Origin of the sequence: Escherichia sp. WS2035 (genome assembly GCF_046487065.1) — a bacterium.
In the GTDB taxonomy this organism is placed as follows: domain Bacteria; phylum Pseudomonadota; class Gammaproteobacteria; order Enterobacterales; family Enterobacteriaceae; genus Escherichia; species Escherichia coli.
Window position 1 is genome coordinate 261078 of the sequence record NZ_JBJQKD010000002.1, and the last position, 25146, is coordinate 286223.

The 25146-nt window shown below is 48.7% G+C and carries 21 protein-coding genes and 1 riboswitch; of the genes, 14 read left to right on the plus strand and 7 right to left on the minus strand.

Translation table 11 applies throughout. From position 1 onward, the window contains the following. Positions 1-6: 6 nt before the first annotated feature. Both ACJHX4_RS05955 and metG read right to left on the minus strand, forming a co-directional pair. Entirely contained in the window at positions 7-3807 is a 3801-nt protein-coding gene (locus ACJHX4_RS05955) for a DUF4132 domain-containing protein (protein WP_001215663.1), read from the minus strand. A gap of 140 nt (positions 3808-3947) precedes the next feature. Further along, on the minus strand, positions 3948-5981 hold the full coding sequence (gene metG, locus ACJHX4_RS05960; protein ID WP_001296226.1) for a methionine--tRNA ligase: 2034 nt from the start codon (positions 5979-5981) through the stop codon (positions 3948-3950). A gap of 131 nt (positions 5982-6112) precedes the next feature. On the opposite strand from metG, the gene apbC reads away from it, so the two are divergent. The 6 genes from apbC to ACJHX4_RS05990 all read left to right on the plus strand — a co-directional run bounded on the left by apbC (position 6113) and on the right by ACJHX4_RS05990 (position 12902). After that, the gene (gene apbC, locus ACJHX4_RS05965; protein WP_001005448.1) at positions 6113-7222 is read left to right on the plus strand and encodes an iron-sulfur cluster carrier protein ApbC; all 1110 of its coding nucleotides are present in this window, start codon (positions 6113-6115) and stop codon (positions 7220-7222) included. A gap of 262 nt (positions 7223-7484) precedes the next feature. Continuing rightward, positions 7485-7766, plus strand: a complete 282-nt coding sequence (locus tag ACJHX4_RS05970; RefSeq protein ID WP_001046487.1) for a YehE family protein — start codon at positions 7485-7487, stop codon at positions 7764-7766. A gap of 292 nt (positions 7767-8058) precedes the next feature. After that, positions 8059-8601 (plus strand): fimbrial protein, encoded by a 543-nt coding sequence (locus ACJHX4_RS05975; protein ID WP_000830464.1) that lies wholly within the window; start codon positions 8059-8061, stop codon positions 8599-8601. A gap of 80 nt (positions 8602-8681) precedes the next feature. Beyond that, positions 8682-9356 (plus strand): fimbria/pilus periplasmic chaperone, encoded by a 675-nt coding sequence (locus tag ACJHX4_RS05980; RefSeq protein WP_000677331.1) that lies wholly within the window; start codon positions 8682-8684, stop codon positions 9354-9356. A 15-nt stretch (positions 9357-9371) separates the two neighbouring features. Continuing rightward, on the plus strand, positions 9372-11852 hold the full coding sequence (locus tag ACJHX4_RS05985) for a fimbrial biogenesis outer membrane usher protein (protein ID WP_000945369.1): 2481 nt from the start codon (positions 9372-9374) through the stop codon (positions 11850-11852). A 15-nt stretch (positions 11853-11867) separates the two neighbouring features. Beyond that, positions 11868-12902 (plus strand): putative fimbrial-like adhesin protein, encoded by a 1035-nt coding sequence (locus ACJHX4_RS05990; RefSeq protein WP_000405718.1) that lies wholly within the window; start codon positions 11868-11870, stop codon positions 12900-12902. 81 nt (positions 12903-12983) lie between these two features. Here the strand turns inward: ACJHX4_RS05990 and rcnB are convergent, their stop codons facing one another. Beyond that, a complete protein-coding gene (gene rcnB, locus ACJHX4_RS05995) occupies positions 12984-13322 on the minus strand; it encodes a Ni(II)/Co(II) efflux transporter accessory subunit RcnB (protein WP_000153067.1) in 339 nt (112 codons plus the stop codon). Between the two features lie 218 nt (positions 13323-13540). Continuing rightward, the gene (gene rcnA, locus ACJHX4_RS06000) at positions 13541-14365 is read right to left on the minus strand and encodes a nickel/cobalt efflux protein RcnA (protein ID WP_000134616.1); all 825 of its coding nucleotides are present in this window, start codon (positions 14363-14365) and stop codon (positions 13541-13543) included. Positions 14366-14485: 120 nt separating this feature from the next. Between rcnA and rcnR the strand changes: the two genes are divergently transcribed. From rcnR to ACJHX4_RS06025, 5 genes are all read left to right on the plus strand, one after another. Further along, positions 14486-14758, plus strand: coding sequence for a Ni(II)/Co(II)-binding transcriptional repressor RcnR (gene rcnR, locus ACJHX4_RS06005; RefSeq protein ID WP_000019944.1), 273 nt, complete (start codon positions 14486-14488; stop codon positions 14756-14758). A 91-nt stretch (positions 14759-14849) separates the two neighbouring features. Next, positions 14850-14946: riboswitch (TPP riboswitch) on the plus strand. A gap of 34 nt (positions 14947-14980) precedes the next feature. Further along, positions 14981-15769: a hydroxyethylthiazole kinase gene (gene thiM, locus ACJHX4_RS06010; RefSeq protein ID WP_001195621.1), complete on the plus strand. Its 789-nt coding sequence runs from the start codon at positions 14981-14983 to the stop codon at positions 15767-15769. After that, complete coding sequence (gene thiD, locus ACJHX4_RS06015; RefSeq protein ID WP_000822280.1) at positions 15766-16566, plus strand: bifunctional hydroxymethylpyrimidine kinase/phosphomethylpyrimidine kinase; 801 nt, start codon at positions 15766-15768, stop codon at positions 16564-16566. The genes thiM and thiD overlap by 4 nt, the downstream gene beginning before the upstream one ends. Before the next feature lie 64 nt (positions 16567-16630). Next, positions 16631-17449 (plus strand): glycoside hydrolase family 25 protein, encoded by an 819-nt coding sequence (locus ACJHX4_RS06020; RefSeq protein ID WP_001296225.1) that lies wholly within the window; start codon positions 16631-16633, stop codon positions 17447-17449. 51 nt (positions 17450-17500) lie between these two features. After that, entirely contained in the window at positions 17501-18247 is a 747-nt protein-coding gene (locus ACJHX4_RS06025; RefSeq protein ID WP_000434047.1) for a GntR family transcriptional regulator, read from the plus strand. Here the strand turns inward: ACJHX4_RS06025 and ACJHX4_RS06030 are convergent. From ACJHX4_RS06030 to ACJHX4_RS06040, 3 genes are read right to left on the minus strand one after another with little or no spacing between them, the layout of a single operon-like run. Next, positions 18221-19186: a carbohydrate kinase family protein gene (locus ACJHX4_RS06030; protein WP_000011972.1), complete on the minus strand. Its 966-nt coding sequence runs from the start codon at positions 19184-19186 to the stop codon at positions 18221-18223. The genes ACJHX4_RS06025 and ACJHX4_RS06030 overlap by 27 nt on opposite strands. Next, entirely contained in the window at positions 19183-20187 is a 1005-nt protein-coding gene (locus ACJHX4_RS06035) for an ADP-ribosylglycohydrolase family protein (protein ID WP_000846228.1), read from the minus strand. Before ACJHX4_RS06035 ends, ACJHX4_RS06030 begins: the two co-directional genes overlap by 4 nt. Then, complete coding sequence (locus ACJHX4_RS06040) at positions 20184-21461, minus strand: nucleoside permease (RefSeq protein ID WP_000858523.1); 1278 nt, start codon at positions 21459-21461, stop codon at positions 20184-20186. The genes ACJHX4_RS06035 and ACJHX4_RS06040 overlap by 4 nt, the downstream gene beginning before the upstream one ends. A gap of 256 nt (positions 21462-21717) precedes the next feature. Between ACJHX4_RS06040 and fbaB the strand changes: the two genes are divergently transcribed. The 3 genes from fbaB to gatZ all read left to right on the plus strand — a co-directional run bounded on the left by fbaB (position 21718) and on the right by gatZ (position 25142). After that, entirely contained in the window at positions 21718-22770 is a 1053-nt protein-coding gene (gene fbaB, locus ACJHX4_RS06045; RefSeq protein ID WP_000129562.1) for a class I fructose-bisphosphate aldolase, read from the plus strand. A 226-nt stretch (positions 22771-22996) separates the two neighbouring features. Beyond that, the gene (gatY, locus tag ACJHX4_RS06050) at positions 22997-23851 is read left to right on the plus strand and encodes a tagatose-bisphosphate aldolase subunit GatY (protein WP_000289802.1); all 855 of its coding nucleotides are present in this window, start codon (positions 22997-22999) and stop codon (positions 23849-23851) included. Positions 23852-23879: 28 nt separating this feature from the next. Beyond that, on the plus strand, positions 23880-25142 hold the full coding sequence (gene gatZ / locus ACJHX4_RS06055) for a tagatose-bisphosphate aldolase subunit GatZ (protein WP_000853832.1): 1263 nt from the start codon (positions 23880-23882) through the stop codon (positions 25140-25142). Positions 25143-25146: the final 4 nt, after the last annotated feature.

Consider the following 25146-nt stretch of genomic DNA (forward strand, 5'->3'; position numbering starts at 1 on the left):
ATCCTTTTAATCAAACAGTGATTCAATGTCGTTAATGAGTTCGCTGGCGGTGATGTCGTCGAGCGCGGAAAAAGTGAGTGAGGATTGTTTACCGTAGCGATTATCAGGCGAGGTGATTTTTACGCTTTCAACCGGTAGCTGGTCGCCATACCCCGTTTCACCATAAATTAATGAAAAAGGTTCTGTTTCAAGTTCGAGATCGCCATAAGGAGTAGATTTGCGCATCGCGTAAACGCTGCCGCTTTCTTCCAGACGTTGCCAGCCTCGGCGTTCCAGCCCGACAATGCGCCCGGCCTGGCAAAGACGTCCTTGCCAGCGTATCAATTCATGGGAATCACGTTCATTATCAGCAAGGTGGTAATAACCACGATCGAGTTGGCGGAACGGAGGAAGCTGTTCGTAATCAGTATAAATTTGCCCAAATGCAGCGGCGGATTCAGGAGATATTTCCAGCACATGCGGAATACCGATGTTTCCTGCTGGCAACGTAAATAGCTCATCCTGCGCATCGCTGTAAGTGCTGTCTTCTGCGACCCGGAAGCAGGCAATCAGCGTGTTTTCCTCAGTATATACCCCCCATAACAACCGTCGGGTTAAGTGACGTACCAGCGGATGCTCCACCAGGAACAGGCGGAACTGCTCTGCCGTCCAGCGTCTGCGCTGGCACATAGCCTGCTCCAGACGATCAATCTGCTGGCTGGCTATGGCGCGTACATCTTTTTTCAACTGTTTGAAGAGATTAACCGCGTCAGTTGCCAGCGTTTTATCATCGCTCTGATTTGGTTTGGGTAAATCTTTCAGAACTTTGCCGTTTGCGTCGCGAACCACGGGTTTTAAAGTTTCGTCAAAACCAACGGTAAATTGACGTGGGCCGAAATCCAGTGTCAACGAGCCACTGCTATCAAGTCCTAAATCCGGTGCCAGGCGGTCTTCCAGTTCAGCCATAGTCAGCCCGCGATTTTCAGCGACCATGTTGATTTTGTCGCAGGCATGTTCCTGTAATGCAACGAATTTAATCTTTTTCGCAATGCCATTAAGCAACATTAGCGCAATGTCGCTACCGATACTGGCTAACACATCCAGCCCGTAAACCGCGCGTTTATGCTGGGATTCACCCGGCCAGGTGCGGATGAGCGGGGTTAATTTACGCGCGGTGTCGTCATTGCCTAAAATCCCCAGCGAGGTAAATGCCCAGTTTTCTTTTGCGGGTGCGCCAGCTTCTGTCCAGGCGGTATACAGATCCCAGCCAAATTCAGCCAGTGATTCGCGGGTGAAGGTTTCTTTGATGATCGCAAGCCCTGCGTAGGGGGTAATGTCGCGTGGAAAGCTCAGCATTATGCCGAGGTGGCGCATAGCGTCATCTGGCAGAGGCTGGTTGTTACTTTTAAGCCGTGGTCTGCGCCATAAGGTGAACTGATAAAAGCCGGGCAGTGGGGCGATTTTAGCGGGATATTCTTCCAGCGGCTCGCTATCAAATAATGTTGCCAGCGCAGCTAAAACATCAGGTTGGTTGTATCCTTGGGCGATTTCCTCAATCGTTTCTCGCTGGTTTAAATTCACCAGCAGACGGAGCGCCTGGCGGGCACAATCACGATCTTTTCCTTGTTTGCCCAGTGCCACAGGAAGTAGCCCGGCGGCGGCATGGCGTGGGTAATCCGTTAGCCAGTTTCGTGCATCTTCATACGACATTTTTTTCTGAAGTCGTTGCGCCATTGGCAATGCCAGTTCATTGACACCAAGGAAGAAGGTGAAAAACCACAACCGTTGTGGCTCACGTTGCAGGCAGGTCATAAATGCAGGAATGGCGGCGCTACCAAAAATGGCCAGAATATATCCCTCACCAGAGTAGTTATCTTCTTTGACTATCTGGTTAAGAAAAGAAATGGCCTGTTGACCAGGTAGATAACAGAGGGCAATGAGATTCCAGCTTTTGTAAGCATTGTTATGGTATTGCGCAAATTCAGCATTGAGTGCTGGAAAATCGAAGCGTAGCAGGGCATCAACGGCACTTTGTGGCGCCGGAATTTTTTCGTATATTTTTTCTCCGCTCTCCCGCCATTTGTCAAAACCCAGACACCACAGAATTTGCTGTTCTGGTGTGAGGGGGACTAAGTGTCTCTCCCAGCTTGCTTTTTCCATCGGCGGCAGGTCGGTAAACAATATTTGTTTTGTTGCCTGCTGTTGGGCTATTTGCTGGAAGCGGGTGACAAGGTATGTACGGGTTAGTTTTTTGGCAATCTCTGGAGTGACGTCAGAAACAGAAGGAACTGGCAGTACAGGAAGATCAAACACCGGCGAATTTTTCTTTTTCTCTTTAGTCATCCAGGGCGGCGAAACAAACAGCTCTGGCAACATATCCGCAGTGGCATACTCACATTCTTCAGCTACTGACTGAGGACGACATTCAGATAAGATGCCTGCCGCTTTAGCACTAACCCAGGGAATGACGTCGCATACTAACTCTGGCGTGATGGTAATCAATTTGACAAGCGCTTTATGCCACTCTTTATCTTCATGTATTGCCAGCAAAGTTGCATAAGCGGCAATAGCCGCAGCGGGATGTTTTTGACATGCTTTGCTTAAGTATTCCAGGTGCTTTTTCTTGCCAATTACACCGAGGATCAGAATTTGAATCGCATCCGGGTGATTCGTTTTCCATAACCATTTGACAAGATCTTCAGTCTCGCTGATGCGCTCGAAGAGATAAGTGGGATTGTCAGAATGCTCTTCCACAAACTCAGTAAGTATCCGGCTTACACCGCTCACCCCATTATTTGCCAGCAACATTGCCAGATAAGCGCGAAAATCACGATATAACGGTGGAAAGTCGTATTTTTCGGCTGCAGTCAGAGCGGCTTCATCGGTTACTACCAGTCTTAACCAGGTCATCGCCGGAACGTTTTGATCTGCATAGCGTAGAGCCATAGCATTGGCAATATCCGGGCGTTCAGGGAGCAGTAACGCCGCAAAAGGTTGCCGTGCTGGGGATAGCGTCGTAATAGCCGCGAGTACTTTATCTACACAGCGTTGCCACTCATCTTCTGAAGCGAGTGAAAGATGATGACATAGGCGTTGATGCCAACTCGGTAGCGATTCTGCTTCGTGATTAGGTGGAATGATGGTGGTTACTGCGCCTTTTACTGGTTTATATCTCAGTTGAAGAGCGAGAAGGGCAATTTCAACGGCACTTTCCATACCACAGCGAATGATTAAGTCATCGACTAGTTCATCTGCAGAGTAAGAATTCCAGAAACTCCAGAGCAATGCCGCATCAGATTGCGCACTCCCTGTCTGTTGATTATCCAGAATTCGCCTTTGTAACTCAGCAAAAGCCTGCTGCCAGTTTTCTGGATAAGAACGGTAATTGTTGGCGGGATCATATGCCCTGGTGTTATTCGCGATGCGCTGCCATATTTGACTATCTTTGTGCAGATAATTGATCTCTCTGGGGCGAGAGCGATGAGGAAAAGCAAATCGATTAATATCGTCAGTTAGCCGAATGACCGCATCATCAGCCAGCCAGGGGCGTTGGTTTTTACTCTCAGGAGAAGTTTCAACTTCAGGAGTGGCTTTGGTGATGGGGGTGATATGCACGTTTGCAGAAGCATTTTCCACATAGCCTTTTTTCGTTTTCTCTGCGATCAGCTTAAGCTTTGCTTTTTCCGCCGCCGCAGCATCAGCAAAGCTTTTTACCTGGTTTTGCCCGTTAGTGCCGACTTTGCCCCAACTGACATGTAACTCGTTGCCTTGCTGCTCCACCGCCCAGAATTTATGTGATTTTTCGTCCTGATAGATAAAGTGTCTCATTCTGCATCCCTGTAATTTTATCCAGTTGAATGCAGATGCTACCAGTATTTATGCGGGTTAGAGAGAGACAAAATCGCAAGAGAACAACTTTAGGAATTTATAAAGAAAAGGCGCTGTCGATGCAGCGCCTTGAAGGGGGATTATTTCACCTGATGACCCGGTTTAGCACCGGCATCCGGGCTTAGCAGGAAGATATCTTTCCCACCAGGACCAGCAGCCATTACCATGCCTTCGGAGATACCGAAGCGCATTTTACGTGGTGCCAGGTTAGCCACCATAATGGTGTGACGACCAATTAGTGCTTGCGGATCCGGGTAAGCAGAACGAATGCCGGAGAAGACATTGCGTTTTTCACCGCCGAGATCCAGCGTCAGGCGCAGCAGTTTGTCAGAACCTTCAACAAACTCTGCGTTTTCAATCAGCGCCACGCGCAGGTCAACTTTAGCAAAGTCGTCAAAGGTGATGGTTTCCTGAATCGGATCATCTGCCAGTGGGCCAGTTACTGGCGCGGCAGCGGCTTTTACTTCCTCTTTGGATGCTTCCACCAGTGCTTCAACCTGTTTCATATCGATGCGGTTATACAGCGCCTTGAATGGATTCACTTTATGGCCCAACAGCGGTTGCTGGATACCATCCCAGGTCAGTTCTGTATTGAGGAATGCTTCTGCGCGCTCGGTCAGTTTCGGCAGTACCGGTTTCAGGTAAGTCATCAGCACGCGGAACAGGTTGATGCCCATTGAGCAAATCGCCTGCAGATCGGCATCGCGACCTTCCTGCTTCGCCACCACCCACGGAGCCTGTTCATCGACATAGCGGTTAGCCAGGTCAGCCAGCGCCATGATTTCACGGATAGCTTTACCAAATTCACGGCTTTCCCACGCTTCGCCAATCACTTCAGCGGCATCAGTGAAGGTTTTGTACAACTGCGGGTCAGCCAGCTCGCTTGCCAGCACACCGTCAAAACGCTTATTGATAAAGCCAGCGTTACGGGACGCCAGGTTAACCACTTTGTTCACGATATCGGCATTCACGCGCTGAACGAAATCTTCCAGGTTGAGATCGATATCATCAATGCGCGATGACAGTTTGGCGGTGTAGTAGTAGCGCAGGCTGTCGGCGTCAAAATGATTCAGCCAGGTGCTGGCTTTAATAAAGGTGCCGCGAGACTTGGACATTTTCGCGCCGTTCACCGTCACATAGCCGTGAACAAACAGGTTGGTCGGCTTGCGGAAGTTGCTGCCTTCCAGCATGGCAGGCCAGAACAGGCTGTGGAAGTAAACGATATCTTTACCGATGAAGTGATACAGCTCGGCAGTGGAATCTTTCTTCCAGTATTCATCGAAGCTTACGCTGTCGCCGCGCTTGTCACACAGATTCTTGAAAGAGCCCATATAGCCAATCGGTGCGTCCAGCCAGACATAGAAATATTTGCCCGGCGCGTTCGGAATTTCAAAACCGAAATAAGGCGCGTCGCGGGAGATATCCCACTGTTGCAGGCCAGATTCAAACCACTCCTGCATTTTATTTGCCACCTGCTCCTGCAACGCACCGCTGCGGGTCCATGCCTGCAGCATTTCGCTGAAAGAGGGCAGATCAAAGAAGAAGTGTTCAGAATCACGCATTACCGGGGTAGCACCAGAAACCACCGATTTCGGCTCGATCAGTTCAGTCGGGCTGTAGGTCGCGCCGCAGACTTCGCAGTTATCGCCGTATTGATCCGGGGATTTACATTTCGGGCAGGTGCCTTTTACAAAACGGTCCGGCAGGAACATGCCTTTTTCCGGATCGTACAGCTGAGAGATGGTGCGGTTTTTAATAAAACCGTTTTCTTTCAGACGAGAGTAGATAAGTTCTGACAACTGGCGATTCTCTTCGCTGTGCGTCGAGTGATAGTTGTCATAGCTGATGTTAAAGCCTGCGAAATCAGTCTGATGTTCCTGACTCATTTCGCCAATCATCTGCTCCGGGGTGATACCAAGCTGCTGAGCTTTAAGCATGATCGGCGTGCCGTGGGCATCGTCGGCGCAGATGAAGTTGACCTCGTGGCCGCGCATTCGCTGGTAACGGACCCAGACATCAGCCTGGATGTGCTCCAGCATATGGCCGAGGTGGATTGAGCCGTTAGCGTACGGCAGTGCGCACGTCACCAGAATTTTCTTCGCGACTTGAGTCATAGTAGGCATTACTTCTTAATAGTGAAAAGGGCTTAGATAGTACCAAATGGGAAAATGTTAAGTAAGTACTTCTCTATATTCTTCAGGTAAACTATCAGCTGATGGTTTATCTATACAAAAAAGGAGTCGGGATGAACGAACAATCCCAGGCCAAATCACCAGAAGCCTTGCGCGCAATGGTCGCCGGGACACTGGCCAATTTTCAGCACCCAACCCTGAAGCATAACCTCACAACGCTGAAAGCGTTGCACCATGTCGCCTGGATGGACGACACGCTGCATGTGGAACTGGTCATGCCATTCGTCTGGCATAGCGCGTTCGAAGAGTTAAAAGAGCAATGTAGCGCCGAACTGCTGCGCATCACCGGAGCGAAAGCTATCGACTGGAAACTGTCGCATAACATAGCCACTCTGAAACGCGTGAAGAATCAGCCGGGAATTAACGGCGTGAAGAACATTATCGCGGTCAGTTCCGGTAAAGGTGGCGTGGGTAAATCCTCCACGGCGGTAAACCTGGCGTTGGCACTGGCGGCAGAAGGGGCGAAAGTCGGCATTCTGGACGCCGATATCTACGGCCCATCAATCCCTACCATGCTGGGCGCAGAAAATCAGCGTCCAACTTCGCCGGACGGTACCCATATGGCACCGATTATGTCTCATGGCCTGGCAACCAATTCAATTGGTTATCTGGTCACTGACGACAATGCGATGGTGTGGCGTGGCCCAATGGCGAGCAAGGCGTTAATGCAAATGTTGCAGGAAACCTTGTGGCCGGATCTCGACTATCTGGTGCTTGATATGCCGCCAGGTACCGGTGACATTCAATTGACACTGGCACAAAACATTCCAGTAACTGGCGCGGTAGTGGTCACCACCCCGCAGGACATCGCGTTGATCGATGCGAAAAAAGGCATTGTGATGTTCGAGAAAGTCGAGGTTCCGGTGCTCGGTATTGTCGAGAACATGAGTGTGCATATTTGCAGTAACTGTGGTCACCATGAGCCGATTTTCGGTACCGGTGGTGCAGAGAAACTGGCCGAGAAATACCACACGCAGCTGCTGGGGCAGATGCCGTTACACATCTCCTTACGTGAGGATCTCGATAAAGGCACGCCAACGGTTATCAGCCGTCCTGAGAGCGAATTTACCGCTATCTACCGCCAGCTGGCTGACCGCGTTGCAGCTCAGCTCTACTGGCAGGGTGAAGTCATTCCTGGCGAGATTTCCTTCCGCGCGGTCTAACGCGTATTAACCATTCTGGTTATTCTTCATACACCGCAGAGATGTTACATTGATGCGGTGTATTTGTTTTTGCAACATTAATGAACACTTATTTAATGTTGCGAATATTCTGCGGACCTTCGTCCGAAACTCTACAAAGTCGATTGATCGTACCGGCGATGCTTCATTATCATCCTTCGTGGCTGTGTAGTGGATGTACAGCTATAGTTTGTTATGCACTCATTCTTTCCAGGCATAACCTTTACTACAGGGATAACGTTCAATGAATAAGTACTGGCTGTCAGGAATTATTTTTCTTGCCTATGGATTGGCTTCTCCCGCGTTCTCTTCAGAAACTGCCACATTAACGATTAATGGTAGGATCAGTCCCCCGACATGCAGTATGGCTATGGTTAATGGTCAACCTCAACAGCATTGTGGTCAGTTAACGTATAATGTTGATACCCGTCATCAGGTTTCTTCGCCAGTTAAAGGTGTAACGACGGAAGTGATTGCTGCAGATAGCGATAGCAAACGTCGAATCGTGTTAAATCGCTACGATTAATTTGCCACCCTGGTTTTAATCGGATTTAGAAAGCTTAAATCATTTACATGAATGGTTTAAGCTTTTTTATTGATATTAATAATACAATTTATAGAAATCCACATTAATTAATAGATTTGATAAATATTTAATGTGCTTAAGTATTTGTTGTATTTATATTGCAATAGTTAATTTGCTTTAAATCAATAAAACAATGTGTTTACATTGCGGCAACTTTTTTGGTGTGAGAAATTTGTTTCCAAGAGATACAGACTCTTAACAACCAAAAATAGATTTTATTAAGGAGCATATTATGAAACGTTCAATTATTGCTGCCGCTGTTTTTTCTTCTTTTTTTATGAGCGCTGGGGTATTTGCCGCAGACGTTGATACCGGAACATTAACCATTAAAGGGAATATTGCAGAATCTCCGTGTAAATTCGAAGCGGGTGGCGATTCAGTAAGTATTAATATGCCAACTGTACCAACCACTGTCTTTGAAGGTAAAGCTAAATACTCGACCTATGATGATGCAGTCGGTGTAACCAGCAGCATGTTAAAAATTAGCTGTCCGAAAGAAGTTGCTGGTGTAAAACTCTCGTTGATTACCAACGATAAAATAACCGGAAACGATAAGGCGATAGCCAGTAGCAACGATACCGTGGGTTATTATCTCTATTTAGGTGATAACAGCGATGTCCTGGATGTTTCTGCACCTTTCAACATCGAGAGTTATAAAATAGCGGACGGTCAATATGCCATTCCGTTTAAAGCAAAATACCTGAAACTGACAGATAACTCAGTGAATTCAGGTGATGTGTTATCTTCCCTGGTTATGCGTGTGGCGCAGGATTAATAAATAAAATTGCAAGATTCTTCAGGTAATTAACATGGCCGCTATCCCCATGGCGGCCTTTTAATTTAAGAGGCATTAAGATGAAAGGATTATTAGCTTTACTCATTTCTTCTATGGTCCTTCCTGCACATGCCGGTATTGTTATCTACGGGACGCGTATTATTTACCCGGCAGAGCACAAAGAAGTGATGGTGCAGCTGATGAACCAGGGAAATCGTTCTTCGCTGATGCAGGCGTGGATTGATGATGGCGATACGTCATTACCACCAGAAAAAATTCAGGTTCCTTTCATGTTAACGCCACCAGTGGCAAAAATAGGGGCAAATTCCGGGCAGCAAGTAAAAATTAAAATTATGCCGAATAAACTACCCACTAATAAAGAGAGTATTTTTTATCTGAATGTTCTGGATATTCCACCAAATAGTCCAGAACAAGAAGGTAAGAATGCACTGAAGTTTGCGATGCAAAACAGAATTAAGTTGTTTTACCGGCCAGCGGGTATTGCTCCGGTAAATAAAGCGACCTTTAAAAAGTTACTGGTAAATCGCAGTGGCAATGGATTGGTGATAAAAAATGACTCAGCTAATTGGGTGACGATTTCGGATGTCAAAGCTAATAATGTCAAAGTCAATTATGAAACTATTATGATTGCCCCCTTAGAAAGTCAGAGTGTTAATGTCAAAAGTAATAATGCAAATAACTGGCATCTGACCATTATCGATGACCATGGCAACTATATTAGTGACAAAATTTAATTGCAGGAGCTGCCTATGTTGAGAATGACCCCACTTGCATCAGCAATCGTAGCGTTATTGATCGGCATTGAAGCTTATGCAGCTGAAGAAACCTTTGATACCCATTTCATGATAGGTGGAATGAAAGACCAGCAGGTTGCAAATATTCGTCTTGATGATAATCAACCCTTGCCGGGGCAGTATGACATCGATATTTATGTCAATAAGCAATGGCGTGGGAAATATGAGATCATTGTTAAAGACAACCCGCAAGAAACATGTTTATCAAGGGAAATGATCAAGCGGTTAGGCATTAATACCGATAACTTTGCCAGCGGTAAGCAATGTTTAACATTTAAGCAACTTATTCAGGGCGGGAGCTATACCTGGGATATCGGAGTTTTTCGTCTCGATTTCAGTGTCCCGCAAGCCTGGGTGGAAGAACTGGAAATTGGCTATGTACCACCTGAAAACTGGGAGCGGGGTATTAATGCGTTTTATACCTCTTATTATATGAGTCAGTATTACAGCGATTATAAAGCGTCCGGTAATAGCAAGAGTACATATGTACGTTTTAACAGCGGGTTAAATTTATTGGGGTGGCAACTGCATTCTGATGCCAGTTTCAGTAAAACAAATAACAATCCAGGGGTGTGGAAGAGCAATACCCTGTATCTGGAACGTGGATTTGCCCAACTTCTCGGCACGCTTCGTGTGGGTGATATGTACACATCAAGCGATATTTTTGATTCTGTTCGCTTCAGCGGTGTGCGGTTGTTTCGTGATATGCAGATGTTGCCTAACTCGAAACAAAATTTTACGCCACGAGTGCAGGGGATTGCTCAGAGTAACGCGCTGGTAACTATTGAACAGAATGGTTTTGTGGTTTATCAGAAAGAGGTTCCTCCAGGCCCGTTTGCGATTACAGATTTGCAGTTGGCCGGTGGTGGAGCGGATCTTGATGTTAGCGTGAAAGAGGCGGACGGTTCGGTAACCACCTATCTGGTGCCTTATGCAGCGGTACCAAATATGCTGCAACCCGGCGTGTCGAAATATGATTTTGCGGCGGGTCGTAGCCATATTGAAGGGGCGAGCAAACAAAGTGATTTTGTCCAGGCGGGTTATCAGTATGGTTTTAATAACTTATTAACGCTGTATGGTGGCTCGATGGTCGCGAATAATTATTACGCGTTCACTTTGGGGACTGGCTGGAATACACGCTTTGGTGCCATTTCCGTCGATGCCACAAAGTCGCATAGTAAACAAGACAACGGCGATGTGTTTGACGGGCAAAGTTATCAAATTGCCTACAACAAATTTGTGAGCCAAACGTCGACACGTTTTGGTCTGGCGGCCTGGCGTTATTCGTCGCGTGATTATCGGACATTTAATGATCACGTATGGGCAAACAATAAAGATAATTATCGCCGTGATGAAAACGATATCTATGACATTGCCGATTATTACCAGAACGATTTTGGCCGTAAAAATAGCTTTTCTGCCAATATGAGTCAGTCATTGCCAGAAGGCTGGGGTTCTGTGTCCTTAAGTACGTTATGGCGAGATTACTGGGGGCGTAGCGGCAGCAGTAAGGATTATCAGTTGAGTTATTCCAACAACCTGCGAAGGATAAGCTATACCCTCGCGGCAAGCCATGCTTATGACGAGAATCATCATGAAGAGAAACGTTTTAATATTTTTATATCGATTCCCTTTGATTGGGGTGATGACGTTACGACGCCTCGTCGGCAAATATATATGTCTAACTCAACGACGTTTGATGATCAGGGGGTTGCCTCAAATAATACGGGATTATCAGGAACCGTTGGAAGCCGGGATCAGTTTAACTATGGGGTCAACCTGAGTTATCAGTATCAGGGAAATGAAACGACAGCTGGGGCGAATTTAACCTGGAACGCGCCGGTTGCGACAGTGAATGGCAGTTATAGTCAGTCGAGTGCTTATCGACAGGCTGGAGCCAGTGTTTCAGGGGGCATTGTCGCCTGGTCGGGTGGCGTTAATCTGGCAAACCGTCTTTCTGAAACGTTTGCTGTGATGAATGCGCCAGGAATTAAAGATGCTTATGTCAATGGGCAAAAATATCGCACAACAAACCGTAATGGAGTGGTGGTATACGACGGAATGACACCTTATCGGGAAAATTACCTGATGTTGGATGTGTCACAAAGCGATAGCGAAGCAGAATTACGTGGCAACCGGAAAATTGCCGCCCCTTATCGCGGCGCGGTTGTACTGGTTAATTTTGATACCGATCAGCGCAAGCCATGGTTTATAAAAGCATTAAGAGCGGATGGGCAACCATTAACGTTTGGTTATGAAGTCAATGATATCCATGGTCATAATATTGGTGTTGTCGGCCAGGGAAGCCAGTTATTTATTCGCACCAATGAAGTACCGCCATCGGTTAATGTGGCAATTGATAAGCAACAAGGGCTTTCATGCACAATCACCTTCGGTAAAGAGATTGATGAAAGTAAAAATTATATTTGCCAGTAATAGTCAGGTGGTTCTATGGAAATTCGCATAATGCTATTTATATTAATGATGATGGTTATGCCTGTGAGCTATGCGGCATGTTATAGTGAGTTATCTGTTCAGCACAATTTGGTTGTTCAGGGGGATTTTGCACTTACTCAAACACAAATGGCGACATATGAGCATAATTTTAATGATTCGTCATGCGTGAGTACAAATACTATCACCCCTATGAGCCCGTCGGATATTATTGTTGGACTTTATAACGATACCATTAAATTAAATTTACATTTTGAATGGACAAATAAAAACAACATTACATTGTCAAATAATCAGACCAGTTTCACCAGTGGTTATTCGGTAACGGTGACACCTGCGGCCAGTAATGCAAAAGTGAATGTTTCTGCGGGGGGCGGTGGTTCAGTGATGATTAATGGAGTTGCGACATTATCCAGTGCTTCATCATCGACACGTGGGAGTGCCGCAGTACAATTTCTACTGTGTTTATTAGGTGGTAAGTCATGGGATGCATGTGTAAATAGCTACAGAAATGCATTGGCACAAAATGCAGGTGTCTATTCCTTTAATCTGACATTGTCATACAACCCGATAACCACAACCTGCAAACCGGACGATTTATTAATTACGTTAGAGAGTATTCCCGTTTCACAATTACCAGCCACAGGTAACAAAACAACAATAAATAGTAAAAAAGGGGATATTATTCTGCGTTGTAAAAATTTATTAGGTCAACAAAATCAAACATCACGGAAAATGCAGGTGTATTTATCAAGTTCTGACTTGTTAACCAACAGCAACACGATCCTGAAAGGTGCGGAAGATAATGGCGTAGGATTTATTCTTGAAAGTAATGGTACGCCAGTCACACTTTTAAATATCACTAACAGCAGTAAAGGATATACAAATTTAAAAGAAATTGCGGCAAAGTCAAAACTTACAGATACAACGGTTTCAATTCCGATAACGGCCAGTTACTACGTCTACGATACAAACAAAGTTAAATCTGGCGCACTGGAGGCAACCGCATTAATCAACGTGAAATACGACTAATAACAAGCAAGACGAGCAAGTGGCTAATAATAAAAATATTAAGGTGTCTGCATTCCCCCCTCTCTCCGAGGGGGCTTTTTTTTAGCGATGATAAAAAATCTCACCGTCGTAGGCTTTAATGATTTTACCGTCGGTGTCGCTGATCAACACGTACGCGCCACCCATATAGGTCCAGTGCGTCCCGGCATCAGGCGCGGGCAGGTTACGTAACTGCCACTGCTTAATGTTGTACTCATCGGTGCGGTACATCTCTGGGACGGTGTCACCTGGTTTGAAATGCTTAAAGTCAGCAATGAAACTGCTTAACTCATACTTAGAAATTCCCGAGGTATTGGTCGAACCCGCGGTGGCTGGTGCGGCCCAGGCGGCACTGGTAACCAGCAAAAGCGCACCCAGCAACATCTTATTTTTAATGGTCATAAACTCTCCACTTTGGGGATCTGTAATATCAGTCGCATATCTTTCCTGCCATACAATATAACTGACAAGCGATATTTTGTTAGTGATCCCATGATTTCGTAAAAAGTGTAAATGAAAGGATGCCCTAAAAGCATCCTTAGCGAGCAGAGAGTCAGCGGAAATAGCTGATTTAAGAATCATCCTGGGCTGAAGATAACATGCAAGCCTAAAGGATTGAGTTATCGCATTATGCCCATGAAGCCATGTACGCCCATATACACACCAACTAAGCCAATCAACAGACTGGAAAAATAGGGAGCGCGTTTAGCGAGAGTGTTAAATCCGCTCCAGCGTTTTGCGACCTGCTGAACGCTGATTGCTGCGCCAACGCCTACGGTGACAAGCGTTAACGCCAGGCCGAGGCTGAAACTGACGACCAGTGTTGTGCCCAGTGTCAGGGCTTTCAACTGAATGCAAATCAACAGCACGGTAATTGCTGCCGGGCAGGGGATAAGGCCACCGGTTAAGCCAAATAGCAAAATTTGCCAGTTGGTGACCTCTCTACCATCAAAGCGTCGTTTAATGTCATTGGCATGGGCTCGTGCATGGGCATCCTGATACTCGCCATGTTCGTGATGGTGATGATGTCCATGGTCGTGGTGATCTTCGTGATCGTGGTGATGATGCTCATGATCATGCTCGTGCATATTCTCCAGCCAGTTGCGTTCGCCGCGCCAGGTACGCCAGAACATCCAGAACGCGGTGCTAATAATGATCACTGCGGAAATCAACTGGAGCCACGGTTCTGCTGATTGAGCAGTAAAGCGTTTGCTGATCACCATCCCGCCAAAGGCAATTAACCAGACCACTGCGGTATGCGAAATAGTTGCTGCCAGTCCGAGCATCACCGCCTGTTTAATGGTGCCTTTGATGGCGATGATAAACGCCGCCATCATCGTTTTTGAGTGCCCCGGTTCCAGACCATGAAGCGCACCAAGTAAGATGGCGCTGGGGATGAAGAACCAGGCGTTTCCTTGCTGAAGAAGTGTTGTAAATTCGGTCATGATAATAATTCTTAGTATTAATTCGGCAATCTGATTCTACTCCCCCCCAGTACCTGATACTACCCCCCAGTAGATTAATAGTGCTATGATTTTTCATATTCTTGTTAACCAGGTGTTGCCATGTCTCATACAATCCGTGATAAACAGAAACTGAAAGCGCGTGCCAGTAAGATTCAGGGCCAGGTCGTGGCGCTCAAGAAAATGCTCGACGAACCGCATGAATGCGCTGCAGTTTTACAACAGATTGCTGCTATCCGTGGCGCGGTAAACGGTCTGATGCGGGAAGTGATTAAAGGCCATCTGACGGAACACATCGTTCACCAGGGGGATGAGCTAAAACGTGAAGAAGATCTGGATGTCGTTCTGAAGGTGCTGGATTCTTATATCAAATAATTTCACAACGTTATTGTAATACCGCCGTTTTTCCCCGTTTACAACGCGTGCGCTGGACATTACCATCCTCCTCTGCGATTTATTATCGCAACCAAACGACTCGGGGTGCCCTTCTTTGTGAAGGCTGAGAAATACCCGTATCACCTGATCTGGATAATGCCAGCGTAGGGAAGTCACGGACCACCAGGTCATTGCTTCTTCACGTTATGGCAGGAGCAAACTATGCAAGTCGACCTGCTGAGTTCAGCGCAATCTGCGCACGCGTTACACCTTTTTCACCAACATTCCCCTCTTGTGCACTGCATGACCAACGATGTGGTGCAAACTTTTACTGCCAATACCTTGCTGGCGCTCGGCGCATCGCCAGCGATGGTTATCGAAACCGAAGAGGCCAGTCAGTTTGCGGCTATCGCCAGTGCCTTGTTGATTAACGTTGGCACGCTGACGCGGCCACGAGCGCAAGCGATGAGTGCTGCCGTTGAGCAAGCAACACGATCACAAACGCCCTGGACGCTTGATCCGGTTGCGGTTGGTGCGCTCGATTATCGCCGCCGTTTTTGTCTGGAACTTCTGTCCCATAAGCCAACCGCCATACGTGGTAATGCTTCGGAAATCATGGCATCAGCTGGCGTTGCTAATGGTGGACGGGGAGTGGATACCACTGATGCCGCAGCTAACGCGATACCTGCTGCACAAACACTGGCACGGGAAACTGGCGCAATCGTCGTGGTCACTGGCGAGGTGGATTATGTTACCGATGGACATCGTATCATTGGCATTCACGGTGGCGATCCGTTAATGACCAAAGTGGTAGGAACTGGCTGTGCACTATCGGCGGTTGTCGCTGCCTGTTGTGCGCTACCAGGCGATACGCTGGAAAATATCGCATCTGCCTGTCACTGGATGAAACAAGCCGGAGAACGCGCAGTCGCCAGAAGCGAGGGGCCAGGCAGTTTTGTTCCACATTTCCTTGATGCGCTCTGGCAATTGACGCAGGAGGTGCAGGCATGAAACGAATTAACGCTCTGACGATTGCCGGTACTGATCCGAGTGGTGGTGCGGGGATTCAGGCCGATCTTAAAACCTTCTCGGCACTTGGCGCTTATGGTTGCTCAGTTATTACTGCACTGGTGGCGCAAAATACCCGTGGTGTACAGTCGGTGTATCGCATTGAGCCTGATTTTGTCGCCGCCCAGCTCGATTCGGTGTTCAGCGATGTGCGAATCGACACCACTAAAATCGGTATGTTGGCGGAAACCGATATTGTTGAAGCGGTGGCAGAACGGTTGCAACGTTATCAGATCCAAAACGTGGTACTCGACACCGTTATGCTGGCAAAAAGCGGCGACCCGCTGCTTTCACCTTCGGCAGTTGCCACGCTACGCAGTCGATTATTGCCACAGGTTTCATTAATAACGCCAAACTTGCCCGAAGCAGCCGCCTTGCTCGACGCGCCACACGCGCGCACCGAACAGGAAATGCTGGAACAAGGGCGATCGCTGTTGGCGATGGGCTGTGGCGCAGTGCTAATGAAAGGTGGTCATCTGGATGATGAGCAAAGCCCGGACTGGCTGTTTACCCGCGAGGGTGAACAACGGTTTACCGCACAGCGCATTATGACCAAAAACACTCACGGCACTGGTTGTACGCTCTCTGCGGCGTTGGCTGCACTGCGCCCGCGCCATACAAACTGGGCTGACACCGTACAGGAGGCAAAAAGCTGGCTTTCATCGGCATTAGCCCAGGCCGACACGCTGGAAGTTGGTCACGGTATTGGTCCGGTTCACCACTTCCACGCCTGGTGGTGAGCACCGTACTATAGCTGCTTTGGTTATTGTCAGCCTTTGGTGCTGACATTCAGGGATGAAACCAATGCAGTTGAGAATCACCAGTCGAAAAAAATTCACCGTTTTATTATGCGCTCTTGGGCTAATTTCCATCGTTGCAATTTATCCGCGTCAGACGGTGAATTTTTTCTATTCGACAGCAATTCAGATTAAAGACTACATCCACTTCTACGGTTATCGCCCGGTTAAATCTTTCGCTATTCGCATTCCTGCCAGTTACACCATTCACGGAATAGATGTTTCGCGCTGGCAGGAGCGGATCGACTGGCAGCGGGTGGCAAAAATGCGCGACAACGGTATCCGCTTACAGTTTGCTTTTATTAAGGCGACGGAAGGCGAAAAGCTGGTGGACCCCTATTTTTCGCGTAACTGGCAACTAAGCCGGGAAAATGGCCTGCTGCGCGGGGCGTATCATTATTTCTCCCCGTCAGTATCCGCTTCAGTTCAGGCGCGATTATTTCTGCAAACGGTGGATTTCTCACAAGGCGATTTCCCTGCGGTACTGGACGTAGAAGAGCGAGGAAAATTATCGGCAAAAGAATTACGCAAGCGGGTAAGTCAGTGGCTAAAAATGGTCGAAAAACGTACGGGAAAAAAGCCGATTATTTACTCAGGAGCCGTTTTTTATCACACCAATCTGGCGGGCTATTTCAATGAATATCCGTGGTGGGTGGCTCACTATTATCAACGTCGCCCGGACAATGACGGCATGGCCTGGCGCTTCTGGCAGCATTCCGACCGTGGACAGGTCGATGGCATTAATGGTCCGGTGGATTTTAATGTGTTTAATGGCACAGAGGAGGAGTTGCAGGGATTCGTTGATGGGATTAAAGAAACGCCTTAAATAAGAAGCAGTGATATACTCCCACCAGATTCCCCGGCAGGAAAAAGACAAATGGAACAAGCGCATACCCAGCTGATTGCCCAACTGAACGAGCGTATTTTAGCGGCGGATAACACGCCGCTTTATATTAAGTTTGCCGAAACGGTAAAAAATGCCGTGCGCAGCGGGGTGCTGGAGCATGGCAATATTTTGCCCGGTGAGCGTGATTTAAGTCAGTTAACCGGCGTTTCGCGCATTACGGTGCGCAAGGCGATGCAGTCGCTGGAAGAAGAGGGCGTGGTGACGCGTTCGCGTGGTTACGGCACGCAGATCAACAACATCTTCGAATACTCGTTGAAAGAAGCGCGAGGTTTTTCTCAGCAGGTGGTGTTGCGCGGGAAAAAGCCCGATACGCTATGGGTTAACAAGCGTGTCGTGAAATGTCCCGAAGACGTCGCGCAGCAGCTGGCGGTCGAGGCAGGAAGTGATGTTTTTTTGCTTAAGCGTATTCGCTATGTCGATGAAGAGGCGGTATCGATTGAGGAATCGTGGGTTCCGGCACATTTAATTCATGATGTTGATGCCATCGGGATTTCTCTTTATGACTACTTCCGCAGCCAGCACATTTACCCACAACGTACGCGTTCCCGCGTTAGCGCCCGGATGCCGGATGCCGAGTTTCAGTCACATATTCAGTTAGATAGCAAAATACCGGTGCTGGTGATCAAGCAAGTGGCGCTTGACCAACAGCAACGGCCTATTGAGTACAGCATCAGCCACTGTCGCAGCGATCTATACGTTTTTGTGTGCGAGGAGTAGTTCCTCGCGCGTTGGCGCACAATCACCGCCCCGATGCCCGACAACCCACGACGCCACTGCATTGCCCAGTAATACGGCATCCGCCAGTGGCAGACCAGAGGCCAGCCCGGCAAGTACGCCGCCGGCATGACTGTCGCCCGCCCCAATGGTGTCTACAACTTGCGTTGGAAATGCCGGAATGCAGCCAGAAGCGTCGTTGCTGAAATACCATGCGCCCTCTTTATCGAGACGAACGATCAACGGCGCGGCAAATTTCTCCTGCCATTGCTTGCCAAGTGTTGTTATCTCTGCGGATAAAGCAAAACGTTCGGCGGCAATCTCAGCCTCTTGACGATTGAGTGACACTAAAGGTCGACAGGCCATGATCCGCGCCAGTAATGCATCCGGGATATCGCCAATACGTGGGCCAAAATCGATAAATGGCGTCACGTCTTGCAGCTCTTCCAGCCATTCCACTAACAATTCGCCGCAGGGCGAGGCCAGTTGATAACCGGAAAAATAGAGCAGGCTGCCAGGCGCAACGGTTAATCGCGCCAGCCATTCGCGATTCCACTGATTTTCCACACCACTGAATGACATAAAAGTGCGTTCGCCATCCGGCTCAACCAGCGCCAGACACCAGCCGTTATCGCCTTCAGCGTTATCGATCAGGCTGATTAACCCCTCTTTCGCCATCCGGTTGCGAATAATCTCCGCCCACACGCCCTGACCGAGCGGCAGGGCATTACCCGCTTCGATGCCGAGGCGCTTTAACGCCACGGCAATATTCAGTGCGCAGCCGCCAACGTTAACGCTCTGCTGTTTCAGTTCGATATCGCACCCACGCCAGGGCAGAGCGTAAGCGTCGGCGATCACATCAATGACCGCCGCGCCGACGACCATCACTGGCTGACGCGTGGTTAATTCAGGCAGCAGCGTGTGTAATCGAGCGCCGCTCATATCGCCTCCCGTTGTTGACGATATTTCGCCAGCGCTGTGGCATAGCGGTTGAAATCAAGCTGATTTACTGCATCCAGTTCCGCCTTTAACGCAGGATCGATAGCGTTAACGCCATGCAACGCGCCGCAAATTGCCGTCGCCATAGCACCGATGGTGTCTGTGTCGCCGCCAAGGTTAGCGCACAGGACGGCGCAACGGTTCGGGTCGGTTTGTGCCAGTTCAACCAGCGCAATGGCGCACGGAACGGACTCAATAGTACTGGTACCTGCGCCAACGACCTGGTAAAGCTGTTCGCTGGCGGATTCGGTGCCATCGGCATTGCGCACAATTTTCAGCGCAATCTCCAGACGTGCTGCCAGTGAGGCGCTGAAGGTAGTGATGCGTTTTTGTTGAGCATGTCGCGCAATTGAAGGCAGTGAATCAACAATCGCTGACCAGCTTTCTCCGTCAATGGCACGAGAAATCGCCCATGCGATGACTACCGCCCCCGCAACCGCCAGATCGGATTTATGGGTCGGGCTGGAGGCCAGCGCCACATCATCAATAAAGGAATCAACATCGCGCGCCGGAAGCAAACAACCTAATGGCGAGACGCGCATCGCTGCGCCGTTGGTCACGCCGTTATTTTCCAGTTCAGCAACGGGTTTACCGTCGCGAATGGCGTTAAGCGCAATCTTCGAGGTCGGACCTAGTACGTTTTTGTTAAAGGCGTCGAAACGCAGCGCCCAGCCGAGAATATTACGCCCAATCAGATCCGGATCGATCTTGCCTTCACGTTCCAGTAACGCATCCGCCAGACACAGCGCCATCGAGGTATCGTCGGTGAATTCGGCGCGGTTAAAATAACAGGCCGCGTTATTCTCCTTTGGCCCAGGCAGAAAACGGTCAATCCAGCCAAAGTGTGCTTTGACGCGACTGCGCGGCCAAAGCTCGGAGGGCATCCCCATCGCATCCCCTAACGCCTGCCCATAAAGAGCACCGAGAATACGTTCTGTTTTCATTTAACTTCCCCTTGTGTCAACGCAATATCGCGATCATCGACCTTGATAGCCGTAATTTCGTTGTCGGATTCGCGGAAAAAAATCATGAACAGCACGGCGATAATGGCAATCATCACCGCGCCGAAAGTCCACATCCCGGCCCAGTTGAAAGTCAGTCCGTTTACCGGTTCCTGATAAGCGAACATCTTTTCCATCATCACACCGCCAAGACGATAGCCGAGCAAACTGCCGAAGCCCTGGCAGCAGAGCGTGATCAGCCCCTGCGCGGCGGTACGCATATGCACGGGAGCTTTTTTATCGACATAGATGTAAGCGGTAACGTAGTAAAAATCGTAACTTACGCCGTGCAGCAAAATACCGAGGAACAGTAACGCGTAGGTGAAATATTCATCCGCACTACCGTAAATAAAGAAGCCATAGCGGATCGCAGCGGTGACCAGACCAAGCAACAATACCTTTTTGATACCAAAGCGTTTAGTGAAAAACGGCAATGCCAGCATAAAGAAGATTTCAGAGAACTGGCCGAGCGTCATCCAGCCAGTGGCGTTTTTCATGCCAACTTCGGTCAGATAACCGTTGGCAAAGATGTAATAGAACGCCAGTGGCATCGCAAACAGGAATGAACAGAAGAAAAAGACGAGGAAGTTTTTATCGCGCAGCAGGATCAGCGCATCCAGGCCGAGCATGACTTTAATATCCATTTTGCCGGTGCTTTTTGGCGGCGTGTCGGGCAGGAAAAACGCAAACACACCGAGCAGAGCAGAACTTCCGGCGGTAATCAGTAGCGGGATGTTAGTCGGTGAGATATCGGCATAACCCAGCATTTGCGGCAAGAATCCACATGCCAGACCAGAGGCAATCCAGCCGATAGTGCCCATCACACGAATGCGTGGGAAATCACGCTCCACATCCGGCACGTTGGCAAAAGCGATACTGTTAGTCAGCGCAATGGTCGGCATATAGGTTAGCGAGTAGGCCAGCAGTAACGGGAAGAACCCGGCAAAAGTGGTCTGTTGCGCAGCGAAATACATCAGTACCGCGCCAGCGAACATCAATACCGCCAGCACTTTCTGCGCCGAGAAAAAGCGGTCAGTGATGGAGCCAACCAGAATTGGCGACAGGATCGCCGCAATGGCGGTACAGGCATACGACCAGCCAATTTCTCCGGCACTAAAACCGCTTTTACTTAACCACAACCACAATGGCACAAACCACGCGCCCCAGATAAACCATTCAACAAACATCATGAACGACAGCTTTGCTGTTGTTTTCATCTTTTAATTCCTTCATGACAGGTAATGTAAGGTACGCGATGACAATACCACTTAGTAATACCTTTTAAATACCTTTGCGGTGAAAACTTGACCGCGGTAACATTTTTTCTGATGAATCGAGCCAACAGAAAACGCTGAAAAAACATCCAAAAGATGGAAAAACTCGCCCGTAACGACCAGGATTATGATTGCCCGCAAAAGGCGGGCCAGGACAATCCATAGCCGATATCCAATCGGAATTTACGGGAGCATAGTAATGACAGATATTGCGCAGTTGCTTGGCAAAGACGCCGACAACCTTTTACAGCACCGTTGTATGACTATTCCTTCTGACCAGCTTTATCTCCCCGGACATGACTACGTAGACCGCGTGATGATTGACAATAATCGCCCGCCAGCGGTGTTACGTAATATGCAGACGTTGTACAACACCGGGCGTCTGGCTGGCACAGGATATCTTTCTATTCTGCCGGTTGACCAGGGCGTTGAGCACTCTGCCGGAGCTTCATTTGCCGCTAACCCGCTCTACTTTGACCCGAAAAACATTGTTGAACTGGCGATCGAAGCGGGCTGTAACTGTGTGGCGTCAACTTACGGCGTGCTGGCATCGGTATCGCGGCGTTACGCGCATCGCATTCCATTCCTCGTCAAACTTAATCACAACGAGACGCTAAGTTACCCGAATACCTACGATCAAACGCTGTATGCCAGCGTGGAGCAGGCGTTCAACATGGGCGCGGTGGCGGTTGGTGCGACTATCTATTTTGGCTCGGAAGAGTCACGTCGCCAGATTGAAGAAAGTTCTGCGGCTTTTGAACGTGCGCACGAGCTGGGCATGGTGACAGTGCTGTGGGCCTATTTGCGTAACTCCGCCTTTAAGAAAGATGGCGTTGATTACCATGTTTCCGCCGACCTGACCGGTCAGGCGAACCATCTGGCGGCAACCATAGGTGCAGATATCGTCAAACAAAAAATGGCGGAAAATAACGGCGGCTATAAAGCGATTAATTACGGTTATACCGACGATCGAGTCTACAGCAAACTGACCAGTGAAAACCCGATTGACCTGGTGCGTTATCAGTTAGCTAACTGCTATATGGGCCGGGCCGGGTTGATAAACTCCGGCGGTGCTGCAGGCGGTGAAACTGACCTCAGCGATGCAGTGCGTACTGCGGTTATCAACAAACGCGCAGGCGGAATGGGGCTGATTCTTGGACGTAAGGCGTTCAAGAAATCGATGGCTGACGGCGTGAAACTGATTAACGCCGTACAGGACGTTTATCTCGATAGTAAAATTACTATCGCCTGATGCGCCTCATACGAACAGAACCACCCCGTAGGACGGAAAAGGCGTTTACGTTGCATCCGGCATAAAAACACGCGCACTTCGTTACGGCTTCCCCCGGGAGGCCGTTTTTTTTGCCTGTCATTCTGATTAATTTTCACATTGTCGTTTTTGTGATCGTTATCTCGACATTTGAAAACAAATAATTTCATTATATTTTGAAATCGAAAACAAATGACAGGATGTGAAAATGTACGTGGTATCGACAAAGCAGATGCTGAACAACGCGCAGCGCGGCGGTTATGCGGTTCCGGCATTCAATATTCACAATCTCGAAACGATGCAAGTGGTGGTGGAAACCGCTGCCAGCATGCATGCGCCGGTCATCATCGCCGGAACGCCCGGCACATTTACTCATGCCGGTACAGAAAATCTGATGGCGCTGGTCAGCGCGATGGCGAAGCAATATCACCATCCACTGGCGATTCATCTCGACCATCACACAAAATTTGACGATATCGCTCAGAAGGTTCGTTCTGGCGTGCGCTCAGTCATGATTGACGCCTCGCATTTGCCTTTTGCGCAAAATATTTCACGGGTCAAAGAGGTGGTGGATTTTTGCCATCGCTTTGATGTCAGCGTCGAAGCGGAGCTGGGGCAACTTGGCGGCCAGGAAGATGATGTGCAAGTCAATGAAGCAGATGCGTTGTACACCAACCCCGTTCAGGCGCGTGAATTTGCCGAGGCAACCGGGATTGATTCCCTGGCGGTCGCCATCGGCACGGCTCACGGTATGTATGCCAGAGCACCGGCGCTTGATTTTTCTCGACTGGAGAACATTCGCCAGTGGGTGAATTTACCGCTGGTGCTGCATGGCGCGTCAGGATTATCGACTAAGGATATTCAGCAAACCATCAAACTGGGGATATGCAAAATCAACGTTGCAACGGAGCTGAAAAATGCCTTCTCGCAGGCGTTAAAAAATTACCTGACCGAGCACCCCGAAGCGACCGATCCCCGTGATTATTTGCAGTCGGCTAAATCTGCAATGCGCGATGTGGTGAGCAAAGTGATTGCCGATTGTGGCTGCGAGGGCAGGGCATAACGCACCTGCCATTTAACAAGGAAAAAACATGAAAACGTTAATTGCCCGGCATAAAGCTGGTGAACATATTGGCATATGTTCAGTCTGTTCTGCACATCCGTTGGTTATCGAAGCGGCGCTGGCATTTGATCGCAACAGCACGCGTAAAGTGCTGATTGAAGCAACGTCAAACCAGGTCAATCAATTTGGCGGTTATACCGGAATGACACCGGCAGACTTTCGCGAATTTGTTTTTGCTATTGCCGATAAAGTCGGATTTGCTCGTGAGCGTATTATTCTCGGCGGCGACCATCTGGGACCAAACTGCTGGCAGCAAGAAAATGCGGATGCGGCGATGGAAAAATCCGTCGAGCTGGTAAAGGCATATGTTCGTGCCGGCTTCAGTAAAATTCATCTTGATGCGTCAATGTCCTGCGCTGACGATTCCATACCGTTAGCGCCAGAAACGGTTGCTGAACGTGCCGCTGTGCTTTGTCTGGCGGCGGAAAGTGTGGCGACTGATTGCCAGCGTGAGCAACTGAACTATGTCATTGGCACTGAAGTTCCGGTCCCGGGCGGTGAGGCCAGCGCCATTCAGTCAGTACACATCACCCAGGTTGAAGATGCCGCCAATACTTTACGCACGCATCAAAAAGCGTTTATTGCCCGCGGTCTGGCAGAGGCGTTAACACGCGTGATTGCCATCGTGGTGCAGCCTGGTGTGGAATTTGACCATAGCAATATTATTCATTATCAGGCGCAAGAAGCTCAGGCGTTGGCGCAATGGATAGAAAAAACCAAAATGGTTTATGAAGCGCATTCCACCGATTACCAGACTCAGGCGGCCTATCGGGAATTAGTTCGCGATCATTTTGCAATTTTGAAAGTCGGTCCGGCATTAACCTTTGCGTTACGCGAGGCGATATTTGCGCTGGCGCAAATTGAGCAGGAACTTATCGCCCCCGAAAATAGCAGTGGTTGCCTGGCGGTAATTGAAGAAGTGATGCTCGACGAACCGCAGTACTGGAAGAAATATTATCGCACGGGTTTTAACGATTCATTACTGGATATTCGTTACAGCCTGTCGGATCGTATTCGTTATTACTGGCCGCATAGCCGGATTAAAAATAGCGTCGAAACGATGATGGTGAATCTGGAAGGCGTAGACATCCCACTGGGCATGATTAGTCAGTATCTTCCGAAACAATTTGAACGCATTCAGTCCGGGGAATTATCAGCAATACCGCATCAGCTTATTATGGATAAAATTTATGATGTTTTGCGCGCCTATCGCTACGGCTGTGCGGAATAAGGAC